This window comes from Streptomyces sp. NBC_00316, assembly GCF_036158715.1.
Classification (GTDB): domain Bacteria; phylum Actinomycetota; class Actinomycetes; order Streptomycetales; family Streptomycetaceae; genus Streptomyces.
In genome coordinates this window covers 5,063,556-5,080,804 of sequence record NZ_CP108023.1, presented here as the reverse complement: position 1 = coordinate 5,080,804, position 17,249 = coordinate 5,063,556, and the positions used below count along the sequence as shown (strand labels likewise).

The following is a 17,249-nucleotide window of genomic DNA, read 5'->3' as shown; positions in this document are numbered from 1 at the left end:
TCAGGTCAGCAGCCCGCGCAACGGGAACGCCGCCCGCCGGGTCGCGAGCACCGCCTGGTCCAGCCGGTCCGCCGGGTCGTACCCGCCTTCCCACGGCTGCCACGAAGGCGTACGCCCGTCCGTCATCCGGGCCGGCCCCAGCTGCCGTGTCCGGGCATAGACCTCGTCCCGCCACGAAGCAGGGATCACTGCCTCCGGATCCACCGGCGCATGCGCGGCGATCCCCACCAGATGCGTCCAGGACCGCGGCACCACGTCGACGACCGCATACCCCCCGCCGCCGAGCGCCACCCACCGCCCGCCCTCCACGTGCTCATGGGCGAGCTCGTGACACGACTCCATGACCGCCCGCTGGGCGTCCAGTGACACCGCCAGATGCGCGAGCGGATCCTCGAAGTGCGTATCGGCCCCGTGCTGGGTCACCAGCACCTGCGGCCGGAAGTCCGCCAGCAGCTCCGGGACCACCGCGTGGAAGGCCCGCAGCCATCCCGCGTCCCCCGTACCGGCGGGCAGCGCCACATTCACCGCAGCCCCCTCCCCCGCACCGGCACCGGTCTCCTCCGGCCAGCCGGTCTGCGGAAAGAGCGTCCGCGGATGCTCGTGCAGCGACACCGTCAGAACCCGCGGGTCCTCCCAGAACGCGGCCTGCACCCCGTCCCCGTGGTGCACATCCACGTCGATGTACGCGACCCGCTCCACACCCAGCTCCAGCAGCCGGGCGATGGCCAGCGCCGGGTCGTTGTAGACACAGAAACCGGACGCGGCGCCCGGCATCGCATGGTGCAGCCCGCCCGCGAAGTTCACCGCGTGCGACGTGGCCCCGCGCCACACCGCCTCGGCCGCCGCCACCGACTGCCCGGCGATCAGCGCCGACACCTCGTGCATCCCCGTGAACGCCGGATCGTCCACCGTTCCGAGGCCGTAGTTCTGATCGGCCGCCCTGGGGTGCGCAGAGGCCGCACGCACAGCGGCCACATAGTCCTCACGGTGCACCAGCCGCAGCGTGGAATCCCCGGCCGGCTTGGCAGCCACCACATCCACCGCGGCGTCGAGCCCGAACGCCCGCACCAGCCCCATCGTCAGGGCCAGCCTGACGGGGTCCATCGGATGACCGCCCCCGAAGTCGTAGCCCGTTACTGCGTCATCCCACATCAACTGTGCGCGGCCGCTCATGCCCGCCACCGTATCGGGCAGGCTCCGCGCCGAACGACTTGGCGTACACGAGCGTCGCGAGCACCAGCACCATCGGTACGAGCATCGCGCCCCGGTAGCTCCACGCGTCCCCGAGCGCCCCCACCAACGGCGACCCCACCAGGAACCCCACGTAGTTGAAGACGTTCAGCCGGGCGACCGCCGTATCGCTCGCCCCGGGGAACATCCGCCCCGCCGCCGCGAACGTCTGCGGCACGATCACACAGAGCCCGAGCCCCAGCATGGTGAACCCGAGCATCCCGATCCACGCCCCGGACGCCACGGCCACCACCCCGAACCCGGCAGCGGCCAGCACACTCCCGAACCGCACCACGGCCACGGCCCCGAACCGCCGCACCCCGAAGTCCCCCACGGCCCGCCCCAGCAGGGTCGTCACCATGTAGACGTTGTACGGAACGGTCGCCAGCTGCTCCGAGCTGCCCAGCACGTCCTGCAGATACTTCGCACTCCAGTTGGAGACCGTCGAGTCCCCGATGTAAGCGAAACTCATCACCAGGCAGAGCGGCATCAACAGCCTGAACGTGACCGAAGTTCCCTGCGGCTCCTTCCGCTGCCCGTCCTCCTCCGCCTTCCCCTCCGCATACCACCGGCTTCCGACCAGCGCGGCCGGCAGCAGCAGGACAACCGCGGGAAGGTACGAGACCAGCAGCGTCAGATCCCAGTGCGCCCCGGCCCACGCCATCGACGCCCCGGCGATCCCGCCCAGGCTGTACGCGGCATGGAACCCGAGCATGATGCTGCGCCCGTACGCCCGCTGAAGGCTGACACCCATCATGTTCATGGAGGCGTCGAGCGCTCCGACGGCGAGCCCGAACACACCGAGCGCCACGGCCGCCTGCCACAGCTCGCTGCCGGCCCCGACAGCGAGCAACGTCAGCAGCACGACGGGCTGCGCCCACCTCAGCACGGAGCCGGGCCGTACCCGCGCGACCACCTTCTCGGTGGCCACACTGCCCACACCGGCCAGGATCGGCACGGCGGCAAGGAACGCGGGAAGCAACCCGTCGGATATCCCGTACCGGTCCTGAATGGCGGGAATCCGCGTCACGAGCAGAGCAAAGGTGACCCCTTGCACGAAAAAACTCAACGCCAGGGAGGCCCTACCGTGCCGCAACCGCGCATCTGTCATGGCCGCACAGCGTAGGGCCCTGGCCTACCCATGGGTAGATGAATCAGGCGAGCAATTCCCTCAGTTGGGTCATGTCGGAGAAGTGCCCGGTCACCCCCGCGAGCCGATCGGCGGGCATCATCGACGTGAACCCGTACACATCCATCCCCGCCGCCCGGGCCGCCTCCACGCCGAGCGGGCTGTCCTCGATGACGACACACCTGTCGGGCGGCACACCCATCCGTTCGGCGGCATGGAGGAACAGGTCGGGCGCCGGCTTGCCGCGGTTCACGTCCTCCGCACTGAAGATCCACTCCTCCTCGAACCACTGGTCGAGCCCGGTCTTGTGGTGCCCGACCCGGATCCGTTCGTGGCTCCCGGACGAGGCGACGCAGTACGGCACTCCGTCGGCGACGAGCTTCCCCAGCACGTCGCCGATCCCGTCGACCGGCTCCAGTTCCTCCTGGAACGCGGCGAAGATCCGGGAGTGGAGCGTGTCGTCGAAGTCCGCGGGCAGCTTGTCCCCGGTCCTCTCCTCGACGAGGTCGTGCACACGGTGCACGGCGGCGCCCATGTAGTCACGGAGCGATTCCTCGTACGAGGTGGGGTGACCGAGCTCGGTCAGGTAGCCGGAGAGGATGGTGTTGGAGATCGGCTCACTGTCGACGAGCACACCATCGTTGTCGAAGATGACCAGTTCGTAGCGCATGGTTCGAGCCTAGACGCTCGGAACGCAGAAAAGCCCCGTGCCACAAGGGCACGGGGCTTTCCCGGAATAATTGTTCGGCGGCGTCCTACTCTCCCACAGGGTCCCCCCTGCAGTACCATCGGCGCTGAAAGGCTTAGCTTCCGGGTTCGGAATGTAACCGGGCGTTTCCCTAACGCAATGACCACCGAAACACTATGAAATTAACCAACACCGGACAACAACACGGCCGTTCGTTATTTCAGAACTAACACAGTGGACGCGAGCAACTGAGGACAAGCCCTCGGCCTATTAGTACCAGTCAGCTCCACCCGTTACCGGGCTTCCACATCTGGCCTATCAACCCAGTCGTCTACTGGGAGCCTTAACCCCTCAAAGGGGGTGGGAATACTCATCTCGAAGCAGGCTTCCCGCTTAGATGCTTTCAGCGGTTATCCTTTCCGAACGTAGCCAACCAGCCATGCCCTTGGCAGGACAACTGGCACACCAGAGGTTCGTCCGTCCCGGTCCTCTCGTACTAGGGACAGCCCTTCTCAATATTCCTACGCGCGCAGCGGATAGGGACCGAACTGTCTCACGACGTTCTAAACCCAGCTCGCGTACCGCTTTAATGGGCGAACAGCCCAACCCTTGGGACCGACTCCAGCCCCAGGATGCGACGAGCCGACATCGAGGTGCCAAACCATCCCGTCGATATGGACTCTTGGGGAAGATCAGCCTGTTATCCCCGGGGTACCTTTTATCCGTTGAGCGACAGCGCTTCCACAAGCCACTGCCGGATCACTAGTCCCGACTTTCGTCCCTGCTCGACCCGTCGGTCTCACAGTCAAGCTCCCTTGTGCACTTACACTCAACACCTGATTGCCAACCAGGCTGAGGGAACCTTTGGGCGCCTCCGTTACTCTTTAGGAGGCAACCGCCCCAGTTAAACTACCCATCAGACACTGTCCCTGATCCGGATCACGGACCCAGGTTAGACATCCAGCACGACCAGAGTGGTATTTCAACGGCGACTCCACAACCACTGGCGTGGCTGCTTCAAAGTCTCCCACCTATCCTACACAAGCCGAACCGAACACCAATATCAAACTGTAGTAAAGGTCCCGGGGTCTTTCCGTCCTGCTGCGCGAAACGAGCATCTTTACTCGTAGTGCAATTTCACCGGGCCTATGGTTGAGACAGTCGAGAAGTCGTTACGCCATTCGTGCAGGTCGGAACTTACCCGACAAGGAATTTCGCTACCTTAGGATGGTTATAGTTACCACCGCCGTTTACTGGCGCTTAAGTTCTCAGCTTCGCCGACCCGAAAGTCAGCTAACCGGTCCCCTTAACGTTCCAGCACCGGGCAGGCGTCAGTCCGTATACATCGCCTTACGGCTTCGCACGGACCTGTGTTTTTAGTAAACAGTCGCTTCTCGCTGGTCTCTGCGGCCACCCCCAGCTCATGGAGTAAATCCAATCACCAGTGATGGCCCCCTTCTCCCGAAGTTACGGGGGCATTTTGCCGAGTTCCTTAACCATAGTTCACCCGAACGCCTCGGTATTCTCTACCTGACCACCTGAGTCGGTTTAGGGTACGGGCCGCCATGAAACTCGCTAGAGGCTTTTCTCGACAGCATAGGATCATCCACTTCGCCACAATCGGCTCGGCATCAGGTCTCAGACTCATGTGTGACGGATTTACCTACCACACGCCCTACACCCTTACCCCGGGACTACCACCGCCCGGGCTGGACTACCTTCCTGCGTCACCCCATCGCTTACCTACTACCACCTTGGTTCAGCGGCTCCACCACTTTCCTTTCCCCGAAGGGTCCGGAACGGCTTCACGGCCTTAGCATTAATGGGCTCAGTATTGGGCGTTTCAAAGCGGGTACCGGAATATCAACCGGTTGTCCATCGACTACGCCTGTCGGCCTCGCCTTAGGTCCCGACTTACCCTGGGCAGATCAGCTTGACCCAGGAACCCTTAGTCAATCGGCGCACACGTTTCTCACGTGTGTATCGCTACTCATGCCTGCATTCTCACTCGTGAACCGTCCACAACTCGCTTCCGCGGCTGCTTCACCCGGCACACGACGCTCCCCTACCCATCCGTACTCCCGTTGGGGATATATGTACGAATGACACGACTTCGGCGGTACGCTTGAGCCCCGCTACATTGTCGGCGCGGAATCACTTGACCAGTGAGCTATTACGCACTCTTTCAAGGGTGGCTGCTTCTAAGCCAACCTCCTGGTTGTCTCTGCGACTCCACATCCTTTCCCACTTAGCGTACGCTTAGGGGCCTTAGTCGATGCTCTGGGCTGTTTCCCTCTCGACCATGGAGCTTATCCCCCACAGTCTCACTGCCGTGCTCTCACTTACCGGCATTCGGAGTTTGGCTAAGGTCAGTAACCCGGTAGGGCCCATCGCCTATCCAGTGCTCTACCTCCGGCAAGAAACACACGACGCTGCACCTAAATGCATTTCGGGGAGAACCAGCTATCACGGAGTTTGATTGGCCTTTCACCCCTAACCACAGGTCATCCCCCAGGTTTTCAACCCTGGTGGGTTCGGTCCTCCACGAAGTCTTACCTCCGCTTCAACCTGCCCATGGCTAGATCACTCCGCTTCGGGTCTTGAGCGTGCTACTAAAACGCCCTATTCGGACTCGCTTTCGCTACGGCTTCCCCACACGGGTTAACCTCGCAACACACCGCAAACTCGCAGGCTCATTCTTCAAAAGGCACGCAGTCACGACGCACCGAGCAAGCTCGATGCGCGACGCTCCCACGGCTTGTAGGCACACGGTTTCAGGTACTATTTCACTCCGCTCCCGCGGTACTTTTCACCATTCCCTCACGGTACTATCCGCTATCGGTCACCAGGGAATATTTAGGCTTAGCGGGTGGTCCCGCCAGATTCACACGGGATTTCTCGGGCCCCGTGCTACTTGGGTGTCTCTCAAACGAGCCGTCAATGTTTCAGCTACGGGGGTCTTACCCTCTACGCCGGACCTTTCGCATGTCCTTCGCCTACATCAACGGTTTCTGACTCGTCTCACGGCCGGCAGACCGCAAAAGAGAGATCCCACAACCCCGCATGCGCAACCCCTGCCGGGTATCACACGCATACGGTTTGGCCTCATCCAGTTTCGCTCGCCACTACTCCCGGAATCACGGTTGTTTTCTCTTCCTGAGGGTACTGAGATGTTTCACTTCCCCTCGTTCCCTCCACACTGCCTATGTGTTCAGCAGCGGGTGACAGCCCATGACGACTGCCGGGTTTCCCCATTCGGACACCCCCGGATCAAAGCTCGGTTGACAGCTCCCCGGGGCCTATCGTGGCCTCCCACGTCCTTCATCGGTTCCTGGTGCCAAGGCATCCACCGTGCGCCCTTAAAAACTTGGCCACAGATGCTCGCGTCCACTGTGCAGTTCTCAAACAACGACCAACCACCCATCACCCCACCCTTACAGGTGAGTTCACTGGGGCCGGCAACCGAAGGAACAGACTCAAACGAGCCCGTACCCTCAGATACCCAACAACGTGCCCGACACGACCCCTCACGATTCACGTTCCACGCCGAAGCAGTACTAGTGATCCCGAAGAACCGTGCCGAATAGTCAACGTTCCACCCATGAGCTAACCACCGTCGAACATTTGCCGACGTAGTGGCCTCTGACCAAGCAAGCTTGGTAAGAAGTGCTCCTTAGAAAGGAGGTGATCCAGCCGCACCTTCCGGTACGGCTACCTTGTTACGACTTCGTCCCAATCGCCAGTCCCACCTTCGACAGCTCCCTCCCACAAGGGGTTGGGCCACCGGCTTCGGGTGTTACCGACTTTCGTGACGTGACGGGCGGTGTGTACAAGGCCCGGGAACGTATTCACCGCAGCAATGCTGATCTGCGATTACTAGCAACTCCGACTTCATGGGGTCGAGTTGCAGACCCCAATCCGAACTGAGACCGGCTTTTTGAGATTCGCTCCGCCTCGCGGCATCGCAGCTCATTGTACCGGCCATTGTAGCACGTGTGCAGCCCAAGACATAAGGGGCATGATGACTTGACGTCGTCCCCACCTTCCTCCGAGTTGACCCCGGCAGTCTCCTGTGAGTCCCCATCACCCCGAAGGGCATGCTGGCAACACAGAACAAGGGTTGCGCTCGTTGCGGGACTTAACCCAACATCTCACGACACGAGCTGACGACAGCCATGCACCACCTGTATACCGACCACAAGGGGGGCACCATCTCTGATGCTTTCCGGTATATGTCAAGCCTTGGTAAGGTTCTTCGCGTTGCGTCGAATTAAGCCACATGCTCCGCTGCTTGTGCGGGCCCCCGTCAATTCCTTTGAGTTTTAGCCTTGCGGCCGTACTCCCCAGGCGGGGAACTTAATGCGTTAGCTGCGGCACCGACGACGTGGAATGTCGCCAACACCTAGTTCCCAACGTTTACGGCGTGGACTACCAGGGTATCTAATCCTGTTCGCTCCCCACGCTTTCGCTCCTCAGCGTCAGTAATGGCCCAGAGATCCGCCTTCGCCACCGGTGTTCCTCCTGATATCTGCGCATTTCACCGCTACACCAGGAATTCCGATCTCCCCTACCACACTCTAGCCTGCCCGTATCGACTGCAGACCCGGGGTTAAGCCCCGGGCTTTCACAACCGACGCAACAAGCCGCCTACGAGCTCTTTACGCCCAATAATTCCGGACAACGCTTGCGCCCTACGTATTACCGCGGCTGCTGGCACGTAGTTAGCCGGCGCTTCTTCTGCAGGTACCGTCACTCTCGCTTCTTCCCTGCTGAAAGAGGTTTACAACCCGAAGGCCGTCATCCCTCACGCGGCGTCGCTGCATCAGGCTTTCGCCCATTGTGCAATATTCCCCACTGCTGCCTCCCGTAGGAGTCTGGGCCGTGTCTCAGTCCCAGTGTGGCCGGTCGCCCTCTCAGGCCGGCTACCCGTCGTCGCCTTGGTAGGCCATCACCCCACCAACAAGCTGATAGGCCGCGGGCTCATCCTTCACCGCCGGAGCTTTCAACCCCGTCCCATGCGGGACAGAGTGTTATCCGGTATTAGACCCCGTTTCCAGGGCTTGTCCCAGAGTGAAGGGCAGATTGCCCACGTGTTACTCACCCGTTCGCCACTAATCCACCCCGAAAGGCTTCATCGTTCGACTTGCATGTGTTAAGCACGCCGCCAGCGTTCGTCCTGAGCCAGGATCAAACTCTCCGTGAATGTTTTCCCGTAATCGGGACGACACACACGAGAGCGGAACAACCGGTCGGAATAGGACCGGTCGTTCACAGCGTCCTCGCTGTGTAAATTGCCCACCGGAACCACAAGGGCCCGGCAGGACTTTCAAAGGAACCACCAACCTGCCGAAACAGGCCGGGGTATCAACATATCTGGCGTTGACTTTTGGCACGCTGTTGAGTTCTCAAGGAACGGACGCTTCCTTCGTACTCACCCTCGCGGGCTTTCCTCCGGGCTTTTCCCTTCGGTCTTGCGTTTCCGACTCTATCAGACTCTTTCGTGTCCGATTCCCAGTCAGCGGGTTTCGCTTTCCAGGTTTCCGCTTTCGCGTTTCCCTTTCCGGCGAGTCCGACTCTATCAGATCCTCTCGGGCCTGATTCCCAGTCAGCGGGGTTTGTCCTACTGGCTGTTGGGCCGTTCGGACGAGTGAGACCTTAGCGAACCCCTGGCCCCGACGCTAATCGGGGTCACGCTCCTTCGAACGTGGATTCTTCATTTCGCGAATGCGCACGGAAAGCCGCACGACAGGTGTCGATGGCTCGTTGTGGTTACTGCGGAATGGCTGTCCGGGGACCGACCGGGGTCGGCGCTCACGTCGGACAACTCGGAGTACATTACGGATGCAGGCGGGCCGTGTCAACCATGGGTGGTCCCTGGGTGTGGCGGAAGGCCAGGCGGTAGTCGCGGGGACTGGTGGCCAGGTGGGCTGCGAAGTGCTGACGCATCGTGATCTCGCTGCCGAAGCCCGTGCGGCGGGCCACCTCTGGCAGGGGCAGGTCGGTGCGTTCCAGAAGCTGCTGAGCTGCGGCGATGCGTTGCGTGATCAGCCAGCGCACGGGCGTCGTGCCGGTGGTCGCCTGGAAGTGGCGAGCGAAGGTGCGGGCGGACATGCCGGCGCGGGCGGCGAGGTCGGCCACCGTGTGCGGTTCGGCCAAATGGGTCAGGGCGAAGTTCCGTACCGAGGCGAGGGTGTCGGCGTCCCGCTCGGTGTGCGGGGTGGGGTGCTCGATGAACTGGGCCTGGGTTCCGGTCCGGAACGGGGCCGTGACCATCGAACGGGCGATCGCCGCTGCGGCTTCGGCGCCATGGGTCGTACGGACGAGGTGGAGGCAGAGGTCGATGCCGGCCGCGGTCCCTGCCGACGTCCAGATGTTGTCCTCGTGAAGGAAAAGGGCGTCCGGGACGACCGTCACCTCGGGGTGGTGGGTGCGCAGGAGCTCGGTGAGGTTCCAGTGGGTGACGGCCCGTCGGCCGTCGAGGAGGCCTGCCTGGGCAAGGGTGAAGGCGCCACCGCAGAGCGCGGCGATGGGGACGGAGCGGGCGTGGGCGCGGCGCAGGGCTTCGAGGACCGGGGCGGGCGCGGGTGTCAGGTGGTCGTCGAGGCCGGGAACGACGATCAGGTCGGCGCGGGCCAGCCAGGCGAGGGTGCGGTCCGGGGTGAGGGAGAGGCCCCCGCGCAGCGGGATGGAGGCCGGATCGGCGGCGGCGCGGTGCAGGTCGAATAGTGGAACCCCGCGGTCGGTGCGGTCCACGCCCCAGACCTCGGTGATCACCGAGACGTCGAAGGCCCGGACGCCCGGGAACGAGACGAGGGCGATGCGGGTGGGGGCAGGGGCCTGCGTGGTCGCCATGCTGGCAGTAAAGCATCGATCGATGACTTTCCGACCTCTGGGCGACGGGGCGGCGAGGCGGCAGCATCGTGGTCATGGAGATCGCAGAGAACGCAGCGCTGGTCGTGGTGGACGTTCAGGAGGGCTTCGAGGAGGAGGCGCACTGGGGGCCGCGGAACAATCCCGATGCGGATCGGAACATCGCCGAGCTCATCGACGCGTGGCAGGCGAGCGGCCGGCCCGTCGTGTTCGTACGGCATGACTCGCCGAAGCCGGATTCGCCGCTGCGGCCGGGGTACCCGGGGAACGACTTCAAGGCGTACGTGGAGGAGCGGCGGGGGAAGGGCAGCGGACCCGAGCTGTTTCTGACGAAGACCGTGAATTCCGCCTTCTACGGGACACCCGATCTGGGGGCGTGGCTGAGCGAGGGCGGGGTGCGGCAGATCGTGGTGGCCGGAATCCAGACCAATATGTGCGCGGAGACGACAGCACGCATGGGCGGGAATCTCGGGTACGAGGTGTTCTTCGCGCTCGATGCCACGCACACGTTCGACGGGGTCGGGCCGTGGGGGTGGGCACTGAGTGCGGACGAGCTGGCGCGGGCCACCGCTGTGTCGCTGCACAGTGGTGGCTTCGCGAAGGTCGTGACCAGTGCGGAGCTGGTGGCTGCCGCGGGGAAGTGAGGGTCAGCCGTTGCCCGAGGCCAGCTCGCGGCTGCGGTCACGGGCCGCTTCGAGGGCGGCGATGAGGGCGGCGCGTACGCCGTGGTTCTCCAGCTCGCGGATGGCACTGATGGTGGTTCCGGCCGGGCTGGTCACGGCCTCGCGGAGCTTGACCGGGTGTTCGCCGCTGTCGCGAAGCATCACCGCGGCGCCGATGGCGGCCTGCACGATCAGGTCGTGGGCCTGGGCACGGGGCAGGCCGAGCAGGATGCCCGCGTCGGTCATCGCCTCGACGAGGAAGTAGAAGTACGCGGGTCCCGAGCCCGACAGCGCGGTCGCCGCGTCCTGCTGGGACTCGGGAACGCGGAGGGTCTTGCCTACCCCGCCGAAGATCGCCTCGGTGGTGGAGAGGTGGTCGACGGTGGCATGGCTGCCTGCGGAGATGACGGACATGCCCTCGTCCACCAGGACGGGGGTGTTCGGCATGACACGTACGACCGGGGTCCTCGCGGCGAGGCGGTCCTCGATGAAGCCGGTCGTGATGCCGGCGGCGGCGCTGATGACCAGGCGGTCGGCGGTGACGTGGGGGGAGAGCTCGTCGAGGAGCCGCCCCATGTCCTGGGGCTTGACCGCAAGGATCAGGATGTCGGCGCGCTTGGCGGCTTCCGCGTTGGTGACCGACTCGACGCCGTAGCGGGTGTGGAGTTCCTCGGCGCGCTCGGAGCGACGGGCGGTGACCAGCAGGTCGGCGGGGCGCCAGCCCGCCCGGATCATGCCGCTGAGCAGTGCCTCGCCGATCTTGCCGGTGCCGAGGACTGCGACTGTCTGGGTCATGCGGTTCACCCTCCGGACGGTGCGGTGGTTCGTGGTTCTGGTGCTGCGTCGTCGCCGCCATCCTCGCACCGGGACGGAGAGGCCATCCAGGGTCTTTCGTTCGGATCAGGCTGGATCAGGGAGCGGGGTCGGGTGCGTGCAGCTGCAAGGCGGAGGAAGGAGCCGACGCGGAGCGTCGGGGACTGACGACAACGCGGCAGATGTGCGTGCCCGACCCCGCGAGCCCAACATGATCCGAACGAGAGGGCCCCTGGGGTCTTTCGTTCGGATCAGGCTGGATCAGGGAGCGGGGTCGGGTGCGTGCAGCTGCAAGGCGGAGGAAGGAGCCGACGCGGAGCGTCGGGGACTGACGACAACGCGGCAGATGTGCGTGCCCGACCCCGCGAGCCCAACATGATCCGAACGAGAGGGCCCCTGGGGTCTTTCGTTCGGATCAGGCTGGATCAGGGAGCGGGGTCGGGTGCGTGCAGCTGCAAGGCGGAGGAAGGAGCCGACGCGGAGCGTCGGGGACTGACGACAACGCGGCAGATGTGCGTGCCCGACCCCGCGAGCCCAACATGATCCGAACGAGAGGGCCCCTGGGGTCTTTCGTTCGGATCAGGCTGGATCAGGGAGCGGGGTCGGGTGCGTGCAGCTGCAAGGCGGAGGAAGGAGCCGACGCGGAGCGTCGGGGACTGACGACAACGCGGCAGATGTGCGTGCCCGACCCCGCGAGCCCAACATGATCCGAACGAGAGGCCCTAGCTAGGCGGTGCGGCGCCGGAGGGTGGCCGCGCCGAGGGTGAGGACGAGGAGGGCGCAGCCGGCGACGATCAGGACGTCGCGGACGAAGTCGCCGGTCACGTCGGTGTGGTGGAGGACTTCGTTCATGCCGTCGACCGCGTAGGACATGGGCAGGATGTTCGAGATCGCTTCGAGGACGGGCGCCATCCGGTCGCGTGCGATGAACAGTCCGCAGAGCAGGAGCTGCGGGAAGATCACGGCCGGCATGAACTGGACGGCCTGGAACTCGGACGCGGCGAAGGCGGAGACGAACAGCCCGAGCGCCGTGCCGAGCAGCGCGTCGAGGAGGGCGACGAGGAGCAGCAACCAGGGCGACCCGATCACGTCGAGGCCGAGCGCCCAGACCGAGAGTGCGGTGGCCAGGAGGGACTGGAGGATCGCGACGGCGCCGAACGCGAGGGCGTAACCGGCGATCAGGTCGCCCTTGCCCATCGGCATGGCCAGGAGGCGTTCCAGGGTGCCCGAGGTCCGTTCGCGGAGCGTGGCGATCGATGTCACCAGGAACATCGTGATCAGCGGGAAGATGCCGAGGAGCGAGGCTCCGATGGCGTCGAACGTATGTGGACTGCCATCGAAGACGAACCGCAGCAGCGTGATCATCACGACCGGGATCAGGAGCAGCAGGGCAACGGTGCGCGGGTCGTGCGCCAACTGACGCAGGACCCTGGCGGCGGTGGCGAGGGTCCGGGCCGGGCTGAGGGCCCGGGGCTTGGGGGCCGGGCGGCCGGTGGCCCGGGGGGTGGTCCTCGCGTCGGTCGCGTTGTCCGTGTTGGTCGTGCTCATCGGGCGTTCTCCTGACGGCTGGCGGCCTCGTCGACCAGATGGAGGAAGGCTTCTTCGACGGTGGCGGTGCGGGCATCGGTGCGCAGCGCCTCGGGCGTGCCGTCGGCGAGGATCTCGCCCTCACGCATGAGGAGCAGTCGGTGGCACCGCTCGGCCTCGTCCATGACGTGGGACGAGACGAGCAGCGTGGTGCCGTGGTCGGCGGCCAGGCTGTGGAAGAGGGCCCACAGGTCGCGGCGGAGCACCGGGTCGAGCCCCACGGTCGGTTCGTCGAGGACCAGGAGTTCGGGGGTGCCGAGCAGGGCCACGGCGAGGGAGACCCGGGTGAGCTGGCCGCCGGACAGGGTGCCGGCGAGGGCGTCCGCATGGTCGGCCAGGTCCACATCGGTGATGGCCTGGGTGACGGCGGCCCGGCGGCTGTCCCGGTGGCTGCGGCCCGGTTGGAGGACGGCCGCGAAGTAGTCGAGGTTCTGCCGGACGCTGAGGTCGGTGTAGACCGACGGGGCCTGGGTGACGTACCCGATACGCGGGCGGAGGGTGGGGTGGCCCGCGGGGGTTCCGAGGACGTCGAGGGTGCCGGTGACCTTGGCCTGGGTGCCGACGACGGCTCGCATCAGGGTGGATTTGCCGCAGCCCGAGGGGCCGAGGAGGCCGGTGATCCTGCCGGGTTCGACGGTGAAGTCGATGCCGCGCAGGACGGTTCGGTCGCCTCGTACGACGGTGAGGCCGCGGGCCTCGATGGCGAAGCCCGAAGAATTCATCATGTGATGAATATTGGGTTCGACGGCGCCCCGCGTCAAGGGACCGGCGGCGCTGGATGCAGTCCGGGGCCGGGGCGCTCGGCACGGTGCCGCGGCTGCTACGGCACGAGCGTCGCGAAGAGGCCGCGGGAACGGGGCGGCACGGTGACGCGGCGGCGGTGCCCTGCCGCCGCCGCGTGCCGCTCCGGTGTGACCGTCAGCGCGTCGCCACGCTGAGGTCGACCACGTAACTCTCTTCGACCGTGCCGTCCGGAAAGAGCTCTGCGAGAATCTCGCGCTCCTCCGTGAGGAACCGGCGTGCGCCTACCTCGCCACGGACGAGGAAGGCGGAGTGGCTGCCGAGGTTGGCGAGATGGGTGTCGAGCGACACCTGACGGGTCCAGGACACCTTGCGGTTGACGAAGTCGAGCTCGGCCGGCAGGTCGCGGGGGCGGATGGACGAACCGTGGGCGCTTTCGTCCACGCCGAAGAAACGGCGGAGGCGGGCGTCCTGCTCGGCGATCCAGAGGACCGAGTGGTCGGAGACGTTCCACCAGAGCGCGAGGGCGCCGCCCGTGCGCAGGACGCGGACGGCCTCGGGGGCGGAGAGGGCCTGGTCGGTCCAGTGCCAGGACTGGGCGTACGTGATCAGGTCGGCCGAGGCGGTGGCGAAGGGGAGGCGGTTGCCGTCGCCACGCACCAGCGGCACCTGCGGGAGCGTCCGGTGCAGTTCTGCCGCCATGCCGGGGCCCGGCTCGACGGCCGTGACGCGGGCGCCGCGGTCGTGGAGGAGGCGGGTGGAGATGCCGGTGCCGGCGCCGACGTCGAGGGTGCGGGCGCCGCGCAGGGGACGGCTTGTGAGCTCCTCGATCGCGGTGAAGAGGGCGGGCGGGTAGCCGGGGCGGGCCGCGGAGTACTGCGCGGCGGCCCGGTCGAAGGAGAGGGCGCGGGACTGACCGTGGTGGGGCGTGGACTCGCCGGGGGCGGTGGGGGTGGTGGGGTCCGTGTGAGACATGGGGGCATCGTCGCCCGGGTGGGGCTACTTGCGCCGAGGTTTTCCGGGCTTGGTCGTCCTGCGTCCCGCCGGGTTCCCGGTCCGCGCCGAGCGGCGCTTCGCGTACCGCGCAACAGCCGTCTCGTACTCCGTGCGCCGCAGCTTCTCGCCCGGCGCCTCCAGGAACGACCGGAAGAAGTACGCGAGCAGCGAGCCGATGAAACCGATCGTCTTCAGACCGCGCAGATTGTCCTCGCGGGCCTGGTCGGCGGGGCGGTGGCTGAACCCCTCCCAGGTCTTGCGGAAGGCGACGGCGCTGCAGACGGCGAACATCAGGACGACCAGGATCCCGACGAAGCTGCCGACGTCGGCGATCTCCAGGCCCTGGTAGGCGAAGCGGAGCACGAAGCAGGAGGCGACGGCCGCGGCGAGGGAGCCGAGAGCGACACCGGCACGGCGGAGTCCGTAACGGCCGTCGTGCTCGACCCAGGTCGTGCCGAAGAAACGGATGGGCTCGGGCTGCGGACCGGGGGCGGTGGATCCGGGCTCGGTGGAGTCGGGGGCTTCGGGGTTCTCGCTCACGAGGTCGATTATCCCAGGGCGGCGGGGGTACGGATGCGGTCCGGCCCCCGGCGACCGCTGGTCACCGGGGGCCGGACGGGCCGTGTGCGTGCGTGTGTCAGCCGAGCTTGGAGACGTCACGGACCGCGCCGCGGTCCGCACTCGTCGCCATCGCCGCGTACGCCCGCAGCGCCGCCGAGACCTTGCGCTCGCGGTTCTTCGGCGCATACACGCCGTTCAGCGCCTCGCGGCGGGCGGTCAGTTCGGCCTCGGGGACGAGGAGCTCGATCGACCGGTCCGGGATGTCGATCCTGATCCGGTCGCCGTCCTCGACGAGCGCGATCGTGCCGCCCGATGCGGCCTCCGGCGAAGCGTGGCCGATCGACAGGCCCGACGTACCGCCGGAGAACCGGCCGTCGGTCACCAGGGCGCAGCTCTTGCCGAGACCGCGGCCCTTGAGGAAGGACGTGGGGTAGAGCATCTCCTGCATGCCGGGGCCGCCGCGCGGGCCCTCGTAACGGATGACGACGACGTCGCCCTCCTTGATCTCCTTGCGGAGGATCTTGTCGACGGCCTCCTCCTGCGACTCGCAGACGACCGCCGGGCCCTCGAAGGTCCAGATCGACTCGTCGACGCCGGCCGTCTTCACGACACAGCCGTCCTCGGCGAGATTCCCCTTCAGGACCGCGAGACCGCCGTCCTTGGAGTAGGCGTGCTCCAGGTCGCGGATGCAGCCGCCCGCCGCGTCCAGGTCGAGCGTGTCCCAGCGCTCGGACTGCGAGAAGGCCGTCGCGGAACGGACGCATCCGGGGGCCGCGTGCCACAGTTCGACGGCCTCGGGGGACGGGGAGCCGCCGCGGACGTCCCAGTTCTTCAGCCACTCGGCGAGGGTGGCGGAGTGCACCGAGTGCACGTCCTCGTTGAGCAGGCCGGCGCGGTGGAGCTCACCGAGGATGGCGGGGATGCCCCCGGCCCGGTGGACGTCCTCCATGTAGTACGTGCCGCCGGGGGCCACGTTGGGCGCGACCTTCGACAGGCAGGGGACGCGGCGCGAGACCTCGTTGATGTCGTCGAGGTCGTAGGCCAGCTCGGCCTCCTGGGCTGCGGCGAGCAGGTGCAGGATCGTGTTGGTGGAGCCGCCCATGGCGATGTCCAGCGCCATCGCGTTGTCGAACGCGGCGCGGGTGCCGATGGAGCGCGGCAGGACCGTCGCGTCGTCCTGCTCGTAATAGCGCTTGGTGATCTCGACGACCGTACGGCCGGCCTCCTCGTACAGCGCCTTGCGGGCGGTGTGCGTGGCGAGGACGGAGCCGTTCCCGGGGAGGGAGAGGCCGAGGACCTCGGTCAGGCAGTTCATCGAGTTGGCGGTGAACATGCCGGAACAGCTGCCGCAGGTGGGGCAGGCGTTCTCCTCGATGCGGAGGATGTCCTCGTCAGAGACGTTCTCGTTGACGGCGTCGCTGATCGCGTTGATCAGGTCGAGCTTGCGGACCGTGCCGTCGACGAGAGTGGCCCTGCCGGCCTCCATCGGGCCGCCGGAGACGAAGACCGTCGGGATGTTCAGGCGCATCGCGGCCATCAGCATGCCGGGGGTGATCTTGTCGCAGTTGGAGATGCAGATCAGCGCGTCCGCGCAGTGCGCCTCGACCATGTACTCGACCGAGTCGGCGATCAGGTCGCGGGACGGGAGGCTGTAGAGCATCCCGGCGTGGCCCATCGCGATGCCGTCGTCGACGGCGATGGTGTTGAACTCGCGCGGCACGGCGCCTGCCGCCTTGATGGCGTCGGAGACGATCCTGCCCACCGGGGCGAGGTGCGTGTGACCGGGGACGAACTCGGTGAAGGAGTTGGCGACCGCGATGATCGGCTTGCCGATGTCCTCGCTCGCTACGCCCGAGGCCCGCATAAGGGCGCGGGCGCCCGCCATGTTGCGGCCGTGGGTGACAGTGCGGGACCTCAGCTGGGGCATCGTCTCTCGCTCCTTCGACAGAAAAGACTGTCTTCGAGGTTACGC

11 protein-coding genes and 3 rRNA genes are annotated in these 17,249 nt (G+C 65.9%); 1 reads left to right on the top strand and 13 read right to left on the bottom strand.

Features of this window, described 5'->3' with window-relative positions; all coding sequences use genetic code 11:
- From OG878_RS22615 to OG878_RS22585, 7 genes are all read right to left on the bottom strand, one after another.
- The gene (locus OG878_RS22615; RefSeq protein ID WP_328888464.1) at window positions 1–1,173 is read right to left on the bottom strand and encodes an acetoin utilization protein AcuC; all 1,173 of its coding nucleotides are present in this window, start codon (window positions 1,171–1,173) and stop codon (window positions 1–3) included.
- Window positions 1,142–2,341 (bottom strand): MFS transporter, encoded by a 1,200-nt coding sequence (locus OG878_RS22610; protein WP_328888463.1) that lies wholly within the window; start codon window positions 2,339–2,341, stop codon window positions 1,142–1,144. Before OG878_RS22610 ends, OG878_RS22615 begins: the two co-directional genes overlap by 32 nt.
- Before the next feature lie 43 nt (window positions 2,342–2,384).
- Window positions 2,385–3,029: an HAD family hydrolase gene (locus OG878_RS22605; RefSeq protein ID WP_328888462.1), complete on the bottom strand. Its 645-nt coding sequence runs from the start codon at window positions 3,027–3,029 to the stop codon at window positions 2,385–2,387.
- 72 nt (window positions 3,030–3,101) lie between these two features.
- Window positions 3,102–3,218: ribosomal RNA gene (gene rrf, locus OG878_RS22600) — 5S ribosomal RNA — on the bottom strand.
- Window positions 3,219–3,297: 79 nt separating this feature from the next.
- Window positions 3,298–6,420 (bottom strand): 23S ribosomal RNA (locus OG878_RS22595).
- A 304-nt stretch (window positions 6,421–6,724) separates the two neighbouring features.
- A 16S ribosomal RNA gene (locus OG878_RS22590) occupies window positions 6,725–8,250 on the bottom strand.
- The 16S, 23S and 5S rRNA genes sit together here, the layout of an rRNA operon.
- A gap of 632 nt (window positions 8,251–8,882) precedes the next feature.
- Entirely contained in the window at window positions 8,883–9,899 is a 1,017-nt protein-coding gene (locus OG878_RS22585) for a GlxA family transcriptional regulator (RefSeq protein WP_328888461.1), read from the bottom strand.
- Between the two features lie 74 nt (window positions 9,900–9,973).
- On the opposite strand from OG878_RS22585, the gene OG878_RS22580 reads away from it, so the two are divergent.
- The gene (locus OG878_RS22580; RefSeq protein WP_328888460.1) at window positions 9,974–10,561 is read left to right on the top strand and encodes a cysteine hydrolase family protein; all 588 of its coding nucleotides are present in this window, start codon (window positions 9,974–9,976) and stop codon (window positions 10,559–10,561) included.
- 3 nt (window positions 10,562–10,564) lie between these two features.
- On the opposite strand, the gene proC is transcribed toward OG878_RS22580, so the two are convergent.
- From proC to ilvD, 6 genes are all read right to left on the bottom strand, one after another.
- Window positions 10,565–11,374 (bottom strand): pyrroline-5-carboxylate reductase, encoded by an 810-nt coding sequence (gene proC, locus OG878_RS22575; RefSeq protein ID WP_328888459.1) that lies wholly within the window; start codon window positions 11,372–11,374, stop codon window positions 10,565–10,567.
- Between the two features lie 744 nt (window positions 11,375–12,118).
- Entirely contained in the window at window positions 12,119–12,940 is an 822-nt protein-coding gene (locus OG878_RS22570) for an ABC transporter permease (protein ID WP_328888458.1), read from the bottom strand.
- Entirely contained in the window at window positions 12,937–13,704 is a 768-nt protein-coding gene (locus OG878_RS22565; RefSeq protein ID WP_328888457.1) for an ABC transporter ATP-binding protein, read from the bottom strand. The genes OG878_RS22570 and OG878_RS22565 overlap by 4 nt, the downstream gene beginning before the upstream one ends.
- A 193-nt stretch (window positions 13,705–13,897) precedes the next feature.
- Window positions 13,898–14,695: a class I SAM-dependent methyltransferase gene (locus OG878_RS22560; protein ID WP_328888456.1), complete on the bottom strand. Its 798-nt coding sequence runs from the start codon at window positions 14,693–14,695 to the stop codon at window positions 13,898–13,900.
- Between the two features lie 24 nt (window positions 14,696–14,719).
- Window positions 14,720–15,256, bottom strand: coding sequence for a hypothetical protein (locus tag OG878_RS22555; protein WP_328888455.1), 537 nt, complete (start codon window positions 15,254–15,256; stop codon window positions 14,720–14,722).
- A gap of 97 nt (window positions 15,257–15,353) precedes the next feature.
- A complete protein-coding gene (ilvD, locus tag OG878_RS22550) occupies window positions 15,354–17,204 on the bottom strand; it encodes a dihydroxy-acid dehydratase (RefSeq protein WP_328888454.1) in 1,851 nt (616 codons plus the stop codon).
- Between the last annotated feature and the right edge of the window lie 45 nt (window positions 17,205–17,249).